The organism is Streptomyces sp. CRN 30 (assembly GCF_034105845.1).
In genome coordinates, this window is record NZ_JAVRHI010000376.1 from 1 (window position 1) to 13,958 (window position 13,958).

General features: G+C 75.0%; 11 protein-coding genes. 5 read left to right on the forward strand and 6 right to left on the reverse strand.

The window, feature by feature from the left end; translation table 11 throughout:
• The coding region (locus UW392_RS40020) for a PQQ-binding-like beta-propeller repeat protein (RefSeq protein ID WP_320780173.1) at positions 1–1,284 on the forward strand (1,284 nt) is incomplete at its 5' end.
• 65 nt (positions 1,285–1,349) lie between these two features.
• Positions 1,350–1,886: a hypothetical protein gene (locus UW392_RS40025; protein ID WP_320780174.1), complete on the forward strand. Its 537-nt coding sequence runs from the start codon at positions 1,350–1,352 to the stop codon at positions 1,884–1,886.
• 99 nt (positions 1,887–1,985) lie between these two features.
• On the opposite strand, the gene UW392_RS40030 is transcribed toward UW392_RS40025, so the two are convergent.
• Together UW392_RS40030 and UW392_RS40035 are read right to left on the reverse strand one after the other, a co-directional pair.
• Entirely contained in the window at positions 1,986–2,174 is a 189-nt protein-coding gene (locus tag UW392_RS40030; RefSeq protein WP_320780175.1) for a hypothetical protein, read from the reverse strand.
• A gap of 227 nt (positions 2,175–2,401) precedes the next feature.
• Positions 2,402–5,365: an AfsR/SARP family transcriptional regulator gene (locus UW392_RS40035; protein WP_320780176.1), complete on the reverse strand. Its 2,964-nt coding sequence runs from the start codon at positions 5,363–5,365 to the stop codon at positions 2,402–2,404.
• A gap of 209 nt (positions 5,366–5,574) precedes the next feature.
• On the opposite strand from UW392_RS40035, the gene UW392_RS40040 reads away from it, so the two are divergent.
• On the forward strand, positions 5,575–6,363 hold the full coding sequence (locus tag UW392_RS40040) for an endonuclease/exonuclease/phosphatase family protein (RefSeq protein WP_320780177.1): 789 nt from the start codon (positions 5,575–5,577) through the stop codon (positions 6,361–6,363).
• 4 nt (positions 6,364–6,367) lie between these two features.
• Here the strand turns inward: UW392_RS40040 and UW392_RS40045 are convergent, their stop codons facing one another.
• Positions 6,368–7,879 (reverse strand): CehA/McbA family metallohydrolase, encoded by a 1,512-nt coding sequence (locus UW392_RS40045; protein ID WP_320780178.1) that lies wholly within the window; start codon positions 7,877–7,879, stop codon positions 6,368–6,370.
• A gap of 121 nt (positions 7,880–8,000) precedes the next feature.
• Here UW392_RS40045 and UW392_RS40050 point away from each other — a divergent pair, with 121 nt between their 5' ends.
• Positions 8,001–10,586: a bifunctional FO biosynthesis protein CofGH gene (locus UW392_RS40050; RefSeq protein WP_320780179.1), complete on the forward strand. Its 2,586-nt coding sequence runs from the start codon at positions 8,001–8,003 to the stop codon at positions 10,584–10,586.
• Positions 10,587–10,617: 31 nt separating this feature from the next.
• Here UW392_RS40050 and UW392_RS40055 read toward each other — a convergent pair whose 3' ends face one another.
• Genes UW392_RS40055 through UW392_RS40065 form a run of 3 tightly spaced genes read right to left on the reverse strand, consistent with a single transcriptional unit; the run spans position 10,618 to position 12,793 of the window.
• A complete protein-coding gene (locus UW392_RS40055; RefSeq protein WP_320780180.1) occupies positions 10,618–11,307 on the reverse strand; it encodes a GAF domain-containing protein in 690 nt (229 codons plus the stop codon).
• A gap of 17 nt (positions 11,308–11,324) precedes the next feature.
• The gene (locus UW392_RS40060) at positions 11,325–12,056 is read right to left on the reverse strand and encodes a GAF and ANTAR domain-containing protein (protein ID WP_320780181.1); all 732 of its coding nucleotides are present in this window, start codon (positions 12,054–12,056) and stop codon (positions 11,325–11,327) included.
• Between the two features lie 5 nt (positions 12,057–12,061).
• Entirely contained in the window at positions 12,062–12,793 is a 732-nt protein-coding gene (locus UW392_RS40065; protein WP_320780182.1) for an ANTAR domain-containing protein, read from the reverse strand.
• A 364-nt stretch (positions 12,794–13,157) separates the two neighbouring features.
• Here UW392_RS40065 and UW392_RS40070 point away from each other — a divergent pair, with 364 nt between their 5' ends.
• Positions 13,158–13,886, forward strand: a complete 729-nt coding sequence (locus UW392_RS40070) for a GAF domain-containing protein (RefSeq protein WP_320780183.1) — start codon at positions 13,158–13,160, stop codon at positions 13,884–13,886.
• Positions 13,887–13,958: the final 72 nt, after the last annotated feature.

Consider the following 13,958-nt stretch of genomic DNA (forward strand, 5'->3'; position numbering starts at 1 on the left):
CCCGGCCCCCGGGTCGCCGACACCCGCGCCGCCGTGGTCAAGGCACCGCCCCCGGAGGCCGCCCTCTCCGTCTCCTGGGCCAAGCCCCGCCCCGGGGTCAACGGCGCCGACGCCGTCGTACCGCCCGCGCCGGCCGCGCCCCCGGACCAGGCGGCCGGCTGGCGGCCCTGGCGGTTCCGGATGTCCAACGACGTCTGGGGGACCCCCTCCGTCGCCGGCGACCTGGTCTACGTCACCTCCTTCGAGGTGCACGCCCTGGACGTCGCGACCGGGCGGCGCCGCTTCAAGACCCGCGACGTGGCCTGGTCGAAGGCGGTCGCGGACGGCCGCGTCCACGCCTCCGACGGGCCCACGCTGTACGCCCTCGACGCCCGCACCGGCGCCGACCTGTGGCGGCTGGGCACCGACGCCTGGGTGTACGCGCTCAAGGCCGACCGGGGCGTCGTGGTCACCGGCACCCGCGGCGGCGGCGTCCAGGCGTACGACGCCGTCACCGGACAGAAGCTGTGGGAGGCCACCGGCTGCCAGACCGACTTCGAGTCGCCGGAGGCGGGCCCGGCCCTCTTCGACGGCACGGTCTACGTCTGGCAGGACGCCCGGCTGCGCGCCCTGGACGCCCGCGGCGGCGAGGAGCGCTGGTCGTACCCGATCGGCGACGCGGCCTCCTGCGGCGGCGTACCGGTCCGGATCAGCCAGGCACCGGACGGTTACGTGTACGTCTGCGCCGGTACGCGCGTCCTGGCGCTGGACGCGGCCGCCGGACACGTCCGCTGGCACTTCGAGGCCCCGGCGGTCTTCCTCAGCCCGCCGGCCTTCGTGCCGGGACCGGCCGTCACCGGCGGCGGCCTCTACCTGGCCGACTACCTCGGCACGGTGTACGCCCTCGACGCCACCGACGGCCGCGACCGCTGGCGCATCGCCACCGAGGCCCGCACCGCCACCGAGCCGGTGCTGGTCGCCGCGGGCCACGTGCACGTCGGCAGCGGCAAGGGCCTCTACACCCTGGACGCCGTCACGGGCACGCCCAAGTGGCGCTTCCAGGCGGGCGGCGACATCGTGGGCGCCCCCGCCGTGGCCGAGGGCCGGATCCACTTCGGCTCCACCGACCACCTGCTCTACACCCTGAAGGCCGACGACGGCCGGCTCCGCTGGAAGCTGGCGACCGGCGGCGAGATCACCGGCACCCCGGTGGTGCGGGACGGCATCGTCTACGCGTGCAGCAAGGACCGCTGCGTGTACGCGCTGGACGCGGAGAAGGGCACGGGGACCGCCCGGACGAGCTGAGAGACCTGGGGCGTTCGTGGACGGACGGTGACATGGCCGTGACATGTGATCGTTAGCGTGGTCCCATGCACACACGGGGGCGAACACGCACACTCAGGTACACGGCGGTCTCGGCACTGGTGGTCCTCACCCTGACCGGCTTCTCCACGGGGCGCGGCCACGGACACGGCACCGGTGACTCCGACGGCGGGGGAGGGTGCAGCAGTTCCTCCCAGGACCACGACAGCTCGTCGTCCACCGGCGGCAGCGGCGTGTACAAGGACGACAGCGACGGCAGCTACGACGACGACAGCACCGGCAGCGGCGGCTCGAACGGCAGCACGAACACGACCGTCCTCCTGGACGCCACCGTGGAGGTGGTGAGCTGCGTCGGGCCGGACCGGCCCTACGCCACCGTCAAGGTGACCAACCGGGACTCTCAGGCCGGCACCTTCGAGGCGGCCGTCACCTTCCAGGACGCCGACGGCACCTATCTCGACCGCGACGTCGTGGAGGTCACGGTCGCCGGGAACGCCTCCGACACGGCGGAGGTGTGGGTGGACGCGAGCGTCCGCGACGACGTCGGCCACTGCGAGCCGGACCCCACCGCGCCCTCGGTCTGAACGTCTGAACGTCTGAGCGCCTGAACGCACGGCACGGCCGCGGCGGCTCCCCCTCCGAGCCACCGCGGCCGTGCTCTCCCCCGTGGACGGGCAGCCGCCTCAGGCGGGCTCGTCCGTGGCGTGGATGTTCTCCGTGCCGGTCTCGGCGGTCTCGTCGGCCGCCTTCGTCTCCGCGGCGACCGGCTCGCTCGTCGCGTGGATGTTGCCCAGCGTCGTGACGGGCGTTTCGTCCGTGCCGCCCGTGGCGTGGATGTTCTCGGTGCTCGTGCTGTTGTCGTCGGCGCTCATGAAGACGCTCCCCTGAAGTGCGAATCCCTGGAATGAGACCTGTCCGGCGGCTCCCCCGCGAGCCCGCCGGACAGGTGTGATGACCGCTCACCGTAGTGCAACGGCCCAGGTCGCCCCGCCCGCCCCCCAGCGCGACGGAACAACGTGAACGAGCATGCCGGGCCGCGATAAACGAACGATGAACGGCCCTGCCGGCACCCGGACGCCCGGCCCCCGCCCTCTCCGCCTCACGCCACGGCGAGCGGTGTGAGCAGGGCGCGGACCGTGTCGGCCTCCGGAGCGCCGAGCGCCTCGAACGACTCCAGCGCCTCGTGCCAGCAGACCCGGGCCCGCCCGGTCTGCCCGATGCCGCTCAGCGCCCGGCCGAGGACGACCAGCACGTTGGCCCGGCGCCAGTCGCCGCCGATGCCGCGCAGCACGGTGAGGGCGTGCTCGGCGTGGGACGCGGCCTGCGCCGTACGCCCCGCGGCGAGGTCGACCTCCGCGAGCCGGAACAGGGACATGCCCTCCCACAGCCGCTGACGGCTGTCCCTGAAGACGGTCAGCGCCTCGCCGAGCCGGGCGGCCGCCTCGGCGAGACTGCCCTGCTGGGTGAGGGCGAGACCCAGCGCGTACCGCCCGTTGGCGCCCTTCAGGGCATGCCCCATCGCGTCGTACATGCGAGTGCCCTGCCGGGCGAGGTCGACGGCGCTGCCGGTGCGGCCGGTGGCCAGGTGGATGCGGGAGAGGTTGCACAGGGCGCTCGCCACGCCGGGCCGGTCGTCGCAGGCCCGGAACGACTCGATCGCGTGGCTCAGGTGGGCCTCGCCGTCCTCGTGCCGGTGCTGGTAGAGGGCGATCACCCCGAGGATGTTCGACGACCAGCAGACGGCCGGCGGATCGTCCGCCTCCGTCGCCAGCTCCCGGGCCCGCGCGGCCTCCTCGTCGGCCTGGGCGAAGCGCCCGGTGACGTTGTGCGCGTAGGCCAGGGTGATCAGGGCACGGGCCTCGGCCCGCGGGTCGCCGGCCTGCCGCGCCGCCTCCCGCAGCGCCGACGCCACCTGCTCGTACGCCTTGGAGTTGGTGCCGGACTCGGCCAGGTCCACCGCCGCCCACAGCACGTCCACGGCCCGCCCGATCAGCTCCGGCGCCGTCGACTGCCGTACGCACGCCAGCAGGGACACCGCCTCCGCGTACAGCCAGTCCTGCGCCCGGTGCCGGTCGGTGAGGACCAGGCCCGGGTGCGCGGTGGGCGCCAGGTGGTCCGTCAGCCGGTCGCCGGGCCGCTCGACGGCGTACACGCCCGCCACCGTGGCCAGGTAGAAGTCGAGCAGCCGGGAGAGCGCGGCCCGCCGTCCGGCGGACGGCCGCTCGTCGCGTTCGGCGCATGCACGCGCGTAGAGCCGGACCAGGTCGTGGAAGCGGTAGCGGCCCGGCGCCGCCGACTCCAGCAGGGACGTGTCGACCACGGACTCCAGCAGGTCCTCCGTCTCGTCCGCCGGGAGGTCGAGCATCGCGGCGGCCGCCGCCAGGGAGATGTCCGGGCCGTCGGCCAGGCCCAGCAGCCGGAACGCGCGGGCCTGCGCGGGCTCCAGCTGCCCGTAGCCCAGCTCGAAGGTGGCCGCCACCGCCAGGTCGCCGGCCTGGAGTTCGTCGAGGCGGCGGCGCTCGTCGGCGAGCTTCGCGGCCAGCACCGACACCGTCCAGGTACGGCGGGCCGCCAGCCGGGACGCCGCGACCCGGATCGCCAGCGGCAGGAAACCGCAGGCGGCGACCACGTCCAGGGCGGCCTCCCGCTCGGCGGCCACCCGCTCCTCGCCGACGATCCGGGTGAACAGCGTCAGCGCCTCGTCCGGCGACATCACGTCCAGGTCGACCAGGTGCGCGCCCGCCAGGCCCACCATCCGGGACCGGGACGTCACCAGCGCCGCGCAGCCCTCCGTGCCCGGCAGCAGCGGCCGGACCTGCGCCGCGTCCCGGGCGTTGTCCAGCAGCACCAGCACCCGGCGGCCGTCCAGCACCGAGCGGTACAGCGCCGCCCGTTCCGCCAGCGAGTCGGGGATCGCGGAGTCCGCCGTGCCGAGCGCCCGCAGGAACGAGCCGAGCACCGTCTCCGGGTCGGCCGGCCGCGCGCCGGCACCCTGGAGATCGACGTAGAGCTGCCCGTCGGGGAAGGCCGACCGGGCCCCGTGGGCGACATGGACGGCGAGGGTGGTCTTGCCGACGCCGCCGATGCCCGCGACCGCGGACACCGCCATCACCCGGCCGTCGTTGCCCGACGCCGAGACCAGGACGTCGCTCAGCTGGCGTACGAAGGCGGACCGGCCGGTGAAGTCCGGTACGGTCGCCGGTAGTTGCGCGGGACGGACCGGTACGGAGGCCGGCTGCGCGGCCGGGCCCGAGGGCTCCGCCAGCGCCGGGTCGGCACGCAGCACCCGCCGTTGCAGTTCCTGGAGGCCGGGGCGCGGGTCCACGCCCAGCTCCTCGGCCAGCAGCCGCCGGGTGTCGGCGTACACCGCGAGGGCCTCCGCCTGCCGGCCGCTGCGGTACAGCGCCAGCATCAGCAGTTCCCGCGGCCGCTCGCGCAGTGGGTGGGCGGCGGTGAGCGCGGTCAGCTCCGAGACCGCCTCGGCGTGACAGCCCTGCTCCAGGTCCATCTCGAGGCACGTCTCCAGGAGTTGCAGCCGCCACTCCTCAAGGCGTACCCGCTGCGCCTGCGCGTACGGGCCCGGTACGGCGGCCAGTGCCTCGCCGTCCCACCGCGCCAGGGCGCGGCGCAGCACGTCCCGGGCGTGGCACAGGTCCCCGGCGGCGCGGCCCTTCTCCGCCTCGGCGGCCAGGTCCTGCGCGGCGGTCAGGTCCAGGGCGCCGTCGGCCAGGCCGCGCACCGCGTACCCGCCGGACTCGCTGACCAGCACCTGGGGGCCGAGGACCTTGCGCAGCCGGGACGCGTAGGTGCGCAGCGCGGCCAGCGCCTGCGACGGCGGTTCCTCGCCCCACAGGGCGTCGATCAGCTCCGCGGCCGTGGCCGTGCGGCCCTCGCGCAGCAACAGGGCGGCGAGCAACGCGCGTTGCTGCGGTGAACCGGTGGGCAGCGGTTCGTCTCCGCGCCACGCGCGCACCGGACCGAGCACACCGAACCGCAGGGCGGCCGCCGGCTCCACCGGGGCGCCGGACCGCCGCTGCTCCGGCACTCGCGGCACACCGTCCATCTGGTCCCCCTCAGCATCCCGAGCAACCCTGTCAGTCTGCCTTGTCCGCACCGGCCCCGTCAGCCTCGGGAGACACCGATCACAGGGGCCTGCGCGACACGGACACGGATCCTTCAACTCCTCTTCCCGGTGGCGTCGCCCGGGTCCGCGGGTTCACCGGACAGCCTCATGGGGAAAGCGAGGACGTACGAGGGACGGGTGGTGCGGTCGTGCGGGTCGTGACCTGGAATCTGTGGTGGCGGTTCGGGCCCTGGGCGGAACGGCAGAAGGCGGTGCTCGCGGTCCTGGGCGAGCTGCGGCCCGACGTGGTGGGGCTCCAGGAGGTGTGGGCGGCCGACGACGGCGGGAACCTCGCCGAGTGGCTCGCCGGGGAGCTGGGCCTGCACTGGACCTGGGCGGCGTACCGCGCCCCCGAGCGCTGGCAGCGGCGGATCGACGACCGGCGCGTCACCATCGGCGCCGCCGTCCTCAGCCGCTGGCCGGTGGCCGGACGGGCGGTGCTGCGGCTGCCCGCGCCCGCCGCGCTGGACGACGGACGCGTGGCCCTGTACGCGGGCCTGGACGCGCCGGGCGGGCGGCTGGACTTCGTCACCGCCCACCTGACCTCCGCCTCCACCGCGTCGGCGGTGCGGTGCGCGCAGACCGACGCGCTCGCCGGCTTCGCCGCCCGGCACCGGCACCGGCACGGCACGGCGTACCCGCCGGTGCTCACAGGGGACTTCAACGCCGGGCCCGCCTCCGCCGAGCTGCGCCGCCTCGCCGCCCGCGGCTGGACGGACGCCTGGGACGGGGCCGCCCCGGACGCCCCGGCCGCGACCTGGGACCCCGCCAACCCCTACGTCACCGGCGCCGGCCCGGCGGAGCGCATCGACCACATCCGCCTCGGCCCGGACACGCCCGTCCGCGTCCGCTCGGCGCACCGCGCGGGCGACGCCCCGGTGGACGGCGTGTGGCCCTCCGACCACTACGCCGTCGTCGCCGACCTGGACGGCCCCTGACCGGTCAGCGCCGCCCGAGGAAGACCGGGTTGGTGAACGCGGCCAGCGCCCCCGGCAGCGGACCGGCCGCCGCCTCGTGCCGGACCTCCGCCCGTACGTACGACGCGTAGGACGCCGTCGTCCGCCACTCCACGGTCCCTTCGCCGGACACCGGCAGCGGACCGGCGGTGTGCAGCACCCCCTGGTCGGTGACGAGGCGGACCGTGCAGCGCGGGGCGCCGGTCACCGCCAGGCGGACGGTGACCGGGGTGTCGTCGGCCACGTCGAGCCGCTCGCCGATCCCGGCGTGCTCCCCGCGCCCGCCGGACGCGGTGAAGGCGAGCGAGATCCGCGCCGACTCCGCGACGTAGGACCGGCCCGCCCGGATGCCCTCCTGGATCGCCGTGCGGGTCAGGTCGTCGGCGAGCACGACGGTCTGCGGCGTCCCGACCGGGTCGGGGTCGCGGTGCGCGTCGCTGCTGCCCATCGCCGGGAGCCAGCCCCGGGCGCCGTCCCGGACGGACGCCACGAGCATGCCGTCCCAGTCGGCCAGCGCGACCTCGTCGTCGGCGGTGTACGGCCCGTTCCACACCTCGACCGCGTCCGCCTCGTCGAAGCCGAACTTCCAGGTGCAGCCGATGCAGGTGGCGTGCGGATGGGCGGGCACGACCAGCCCCCCGGCCCGCCGGATCTGCCGCGCGAACCGGCCGAAGCGGTTGTCGCGGGCCCGGTAGCGCCAGTCGACGAAGGTGCCCGGGTCGGTGCCGACCGCGACGACGTGCCCGTTCCGCGTCGTCACCTCCTCACCGACCATGACCAGCAGGTCGTCCCCGGCCGCCGCCGCCCAGTGGGCGTGCGCCGAGTGGGTGTTGTGCTCCGAGGAGTTGATGAAGTCCAGCCCCGCGGCCCGCGCCAGCGCCGCGATCTCCTCCGGGGTGCGGCGCCCGTCGGAGTACCAGGAGTGCAGGTGGCAGTCGCCCCGGTACCAGTCCCGGCCGCGCCCCGCCGCCCGCTCCGGCGGGTACACCGGGCGCACGGCCTCGCCCTGCTCGCCGTAGGACAGCACCACGGTGATCTCGTACGACAGTCCCTGCGGGGCGACCGTGTACGGGCCGAGCGCGATGTGCCACGTGCCCGCCCGCACCGGACCGGGGAGATACCCCGGCGTCGCCTCGTCCGCCCGGACGAAGAACTCCGTGCGCGCCCCGCCCGACCAGCCGCGGAAGCCCCGGCCGCCCAGGCCGGTGCCGCGCTCGTCGAAGAGGCCGATGTCGAGGGCGTTGCCCGCGGTGCCGGCCGGTACCGCGGGTCTGTCGTAGGTGTAGGAGACCCGGAACTCCCGCACGCCGTCCGGCACCTCGACGGGCACGTACACGAAGTCCGGCGACCCCGTGGGCAGGGTCCCCTCGATCGTCCTGCTCTCCGGGCCGTCCCGGTCCGCCGCCGCCGCGAAGCTCACACTCCCCAACGTAAGCGCGGCGGCGCCGCCCGTCACGAACAGAGCCCGCCGCCCGATGCCGTACTCGTCTTCGCCCATGCCGCAACTACAGCGCCCCGTGGGACGCGCGGGGAACGGCGCGACCAGCCACATCCCACCCGCGCCCATAACCGCACCACACCTCCCAAACCCCTGACGGCGCTCTACGTATCCTCGAAGGATGACGACTCCCGCGACCTCCGGAACCGGCCCCACCGAGAACTCCATGCGTCGCGCCCTCAAACGCGCCCGTACCGGCGTCTCCCTCGACGTCGGCGAGGCGGCCGTGCTCCTCCAGGCCCGCGGCGAACACCTGGACGACCTCGCCGCGTCCGCCGCCCGGGTGCGGGACGCCGGTCTGGAGGCGGCCGGGCGCCCCGGCGTCATCACGTACTCCAAGAGCGTCTTCATCCCCCTCACCCGGCTGTGCCGGGACAAGTGCCACTACTGCACCTTCGTCACCGTCCCCGGGAAGCTCCGCCGGGACGGCCACGGCATGTTCATGTCTCCGGACGAGGTGCTGGACGTCGCCCGCAAGGGCGCCGCCCTCGGCTGCAAGGAAGCCCTCATCACCCTCGGCGACAAGCCGGAGGACCGCTGGCCGGAGGCGCGCGAGTGGCTCGACGCGCACGGCTACGACGACACCATCGCCTACGTCCGCGCGATCTCCATCCGCATCCTGGAGGAGACCGGACTCCTCCCGCACCTCAACCCCGGGGTGCTGACCTGGACGGACTTCCAGCGGCTCAAGCCCGTCGCGCCCAGCATGGGCATGATGCTGGAGACCACCGCGACCCGTCTGTGGTCCGAGCCCGGCGGCCCCCACCACGGCTCCCCGGACAAGGAACCCGCCGTCCGGCTCCGTGTCCTGGAGGACGCGGGCCGCTCCTCCGTCCCCTTCACCTCCGGCATCCTGCTGGGCATCGGCGAGAACCACGAGGAGCGCGCCGAGTCCCTCTTCGCGCTCCGGAAGGTCGCCCGCGCCTACCACGGCGTCCAGGAGCTGATCATCCAGAACTTCCGCGCCAAGCCGGACACCGCGATGCGCTCCATGCCCGACGCGGAACTGGACGAACTGGTCGCCGCGGTGGCCGTCGCCCGCGTCGTCATGGGCCCCGCCGCCAACATCCAGGCCCCGCCCAACCTCGTCGACAGCGAGTACGAGCGGCTGATCGCCGCCGGCATCGACGACTGGGGCGGCGTCTCCCCGCTCACCATCGACCACGTCAACCCCGAGCGCCCCTGGCCGCAGATCGAGGAACTGGCCGAGCGCTCCCGCGCCGCCGGGTTCGAACTGCGCGAACGGCTCTGCGCGTACCCGGAGTTCGTCCGCCGCGGCGAACCCTGGCTGGACCCGAGGCTGCTCCCGCACGTCCGCGCGCTCGCCGACCCCGAGACGGGCCTCGCCCGCCCGGACGCGGTGGTCGAGGGCCGGCCGTGGCAGGAGCCCGAGGAGGTCTTCGAGGCGTCCGGCCGCACCGACCTGCACCGCACCATCGACACCGACGGCCGCACCGCCGACCGCCGCGACGACTTCGACGAGGTCTACGGCGACTGGGGCGCCCTGCGCGAGGCCGCCGCCCCCGGCATGGCCCCCGAGCGGATCGACACCGACGTACGCGCCGCCCTCACCACCGCCGCCGACGACCCCACGAAGCTCACCGACGACGAGGCCCTCGCCCTGCTGCACGCCGACGGCCCGGCCCTCGACGCGCTGTGCCGCGTCGCGGACGACGTCCGCAGAAGCGCCGTGGGCGACGACGTGACGTACATCGTCACCCGCAACATCAACTTCACCAACGTCTGCTACACCGGCTGCCGTTTCTGCGCCTTCGCCCAGCGCCGCACCGACGCCGACGCCTACACCCTCTCCCTGGACCAGGTCGCCGACCGCGCGGCGCAGGCGTGGGACGTCGGCGCGGTCGAGGTCTGCATGCAGGGCGGCATCCACCCGGACCTGCCCGGCACCGCGTACTTCGACATCGCGCGCGCCGTGAAGGAACGCGTCCCCGGCATGCACGTCCACGCCTTCTCCCCGATGGAGGTCGTCAACGGCGCGACCCGTACGGGGATGTCGGTCCGCGAGTGGCTGACCGCGGCGAAGGAGGCGGGCCTGGACTCGGTCCCCGGCACCGCCGCCGAGATCCTCGACGACGAGGTCCGCTGGATCCTCACCAAGGGCAAGCTGCCCGCCGCCACCTGGATCGAGGTGATCACCACCGCGCACGAACTGGGCATCCGCTCCAGCTCCACGATGATGTACGGCCACGTCGACCAGCCCCGGCACTGGCTCGGCCACCTGCGCACCCTCGCCTCCATCCAGGAACGCACGGGCGGCTTCACGGAGTTCGTGACGCTCCCCTTCATCCACACCAACGCGCCCGTCTACCTGGCGGGGATCTCCCGCCCCGGCCCGTCGATGCGGGACAACCGCGCCGTCACCGCGATGGCCCGGCTCCTGCTGCACCCGCACATCCCCAACATCCAGACCAGCTGGGTCAAGCTCGGCACGGAGGGCGCCGCGGAGATGCTCCGCTCCGGCGCCAACGACCTGGGCGGCACGCTGATGGAGGAGACGATCTCCCGGATGGCGGGCTCGTCCTACGGCTCGTACAAGTCCGTACGGGACCTGATCGCGGTCGCCGACGCGGCCGGGCGCCCGGCGAAGCCGCGTACCACCCTCTACGGCGAGGTCCCCGAGGAACGGCGGCGGGCGGCGACCGCGTCCGACGGCCACCTGCCGGAGCTGCTGCCGGTGCTCGACTGAGCCGGGACCGGGTGCTCGGCCGGCCGGGTGCTCAGTCCCCGTCCAGGGACCGCTCGCTGATCACCCGGTCCGCGGTCTCCAGCAGGGACCGGTCGTGGCTGAAGGCGTGGGCGCGCATCCGGGCCAGGGCGTCGAACGGGGTCAGCCCGTCCGCCTCGGCCAGCACCCCGGCGGCGGCATGCACACGCGGCGGGTAGCCCTGCGGTCCGGGGCGCACCCGCCGGTACTCGTCGGTGACCATTCCGGGGTGGGCGTCGAGCGCGAGCATGGCGACGATCCGGGCCCAGCCGCGGACCCGGGTCCGCTCCCCGTCGGTGAGCGGACCCGGTGCGGCGCGGTAGAGGTCCATGGCGCCGACCCGCAGCCGCCCGGTGGCCAGCGGCAGCGCCGTCACCGCCCGCAGCCCCTGCTCGTCGGCGGCCCGGGTGAAGACGGGCCACCGCTCGCGTACGGCGCGCAGGTCGGGTGCCTCGACGAGGCGGTCGGTCACGTACGCCTCGGTGCAGGGTCCCTCCCCGCTGACGAGCTGGGCGTTCTCCAGGTGCCGGGCGCGGGGGTCGGTGGCGTGGCCGATCGTGCGCAGCTCCCCGTCGGTGATCAGGATGACGCCGAGGCCGTCGGAGGACAGGTCGGCCGCGCAGACCGCGCAGGCGGAGCGCAGGGAGACGTCTCCGGTCTCGGCGAGGCGCCGCCAGAGGGTGCTGTGGTCGTCCTTGTGCACAGGGATCCGTCCCGGGTTCAGTTCAGGCGCTGCAGATCGGCGGCGTCGATCTTCCGCTCGACGAGCTGCCGGCACACCGCCGACAGTCCGAGCCGCCGGGACCGGGCGTAGGCGCGCAGTCCGTCGAACGCCTCGTCGACGCCCACGTGCCAGTGCTCGGCGAGGACGCCCTTGGCCTGCTCGATGACGACACGGCCGGCCAGGGCGGCCTGCAGCTGGGCGCTCTCCCGGTTGCCGTGCAGCAGGGAGCGCTGCTGGAGGACGGCGAGGGTGGTGACGTCCGCCAGGGCCCGTGCCGCCCGCGCGTCGTCCGGCGCGATGTCCTGATCACGGGCGTCGAAGAGGCTCAGCGCCCCGACGGCCCGGTCGCGCAGGCGCAGCGGCAGGGCGTGGGTGACGGCGAAACCGGCCCGGCGGGCGTCGGCGGCGAGCAGCGGGTGGGCGGCGGCCACGGCGGGGGAGCCGAGACGGAGGCCGAGCCGGTCCCGGCCCTCCCGGTAGGCGTCCACCGCGGGCCCCTCGTCGAACTGGCGATCGAAGAGATGGGTGAGGCGGGCGTGCTCGTCCGAGGCGGCGATCAGATGGAGACGGCCGCCCCGGTCCGCCAGCATCACCCCGGCCCCCGACACCCCGAGCAGCTCCGTGCAGCGGTCGCACAGCGCGTGCAGGAAGTCGATCAGGTCGTAGTCGTCGACCAGGGTGCCGACCGCGTCGAGCACGGCCGTCAGCAGGCGTTGCTCACGAGTCATGGGCCTCAGTCCCTCCGCCGGCCGGACTGGTCCGGCCCGTCCTCATCTTGACGAAAGTGCACCCGCCGGGCCAGCACGTCCTCGGCGACCTCCATCACCGCCCTGTCGTGCGAGAAGGCGTACGCGCGCAGCACGACCAGCGCCTCGGGGAGGCCGATGCCGGCCTGCACACTGATCATCCCGGCCGCCTGGTGCACCGCCGCCCGGTACAGGTCCGCGCCCTCCCCGGCCGCGAACGCCCGCAGTCTGCCGGTGTTCTGCACGAGGACACCGGTCAGGGCGTGCGCGACGATCCACACATCCGGCACCGTGTCCGGCGCCGGCGGCCCCGGCGCCGCCCGCTGCAGGGTCAGCGTGCCCACGCAGGCGCTGCCCAGGAGCAGCGGGAAGCAGAAGACCGCCCGGACGCCCGCCGCCAGCGCACGGGGCAGCAGCACCGGCCAGCGCTCGGCCGGAATCCGGGTCAGATCGGGCTCCAGGGAGACGGCGCCGGCGCGGGCCACCTCGGGTCCCGGCCCCTCGCCGAGCGTCCACTGCAAGTCCTCCAGCTCGGTGCTGACCCCGGGCGTGGACCACAGCAGCTCCCCGGTCCCGTCGCCGATCAGCGCGGAGACGGCGACGCCGTCGACGCCGAGGACCCGCGCGCACTCCACCGGGTCGGCGCCGATCAGCCCCTCGCCGTCGGGTGCGATCCGCAGTGTGTCCAGCACGGCCGCCAGGTCGCCTCTGGAACCCACGTCCGTCACCTCCCGCGCGGCCGGTCGGCGCCACGCCCCGAGTCTAGGCCGTCCCCGCCGCGTCTCCGCGGCGTCGCGACACCGCGGAGATGCGGCAGGGCCGGCCCAGGACCGCCCGCCGCCCCGCACCGCCGGGACCGCACCGCCGCCCGCTCCACGGCTGTGCCATAGCGCCCTCTGGACCGGCCGGGTACGCCGTCCGGGGCGAACGAGGTGCTGCGGGCGGGATACGCCGTTCAGGGCGCGTGGGGTGTCCGGAGTGCTCGGGGTGAGGTCGGGCGGGGTGGGCGCGTAGCCTGGTGGGGTCAGGCCGCCGCTTGCGACGGGCGGACCCGCCGTCGCGGCCAGGATCGGTATCACCCGCATGAACGCGCTGCTGACGGAGGCGCTCGTCCTCGCCTCCCACCACATCGGCCACCCCCACCCGGCCCGCTCCCTCTCCGAGTCCTGCCGGGCCGCGCTGGGCACGTCCTACGCGGTGGGCCTGACCCTCGCGGCCGACGCCGGCCTCGCCCAGCGGGTCTCCCTCGCCGCCGACGGCCGGCTGGCCGGCCCCGGCGAACACCTCCAGGTGCACCTCGGACAGGGCCCCTGCGTCCAGGCGCTGGCGCGGGAGCGACCCGTGCTCGCCGGCGACCTCGACGACCGGCGCACCGCCCGCGCCTGGCCCCTCTTCGCCCGCCGCGCCGTCGCGGAGGGCATCCGGGCGGCCTTCGCCTTCCCCGCCGTGCACGACCGCGGCACCGTCCGCCCGACCGGCGTCGTCCTGTCCCTGTACGGCGACCGGACCGGCCCGGTCAGCGACGCCGACCTGTGGACCGCGGGCGTCCACGCCCACGCCGCGGACCTGCTGCTGCTCTCCGTCGGCCGGCCCGCCGAGGACACCCTCGCCGACACCTGGCTGCTGCCGTACGCCGCGGTGGTCCACCAGGCCGTCGGCGTCATCAGCTGCCGCCACGCCCTCTCCACCGACCGGGCCCTGCTCCTGCTGCGCTCCCACGCCGACCTGGAGGGCGTCGCCCTCACGGCCCTCTCCCACGCCGTCGTCCACGAGGGCCGCCGCCTCACCGGCTTCGACGAACTGCGGCCCTGAGACCCCGGGGCACCCGGTCCGGCCGACAGGCCGCTCACAGTACGATGATCCGACCCTGACGTACGGGGGGAT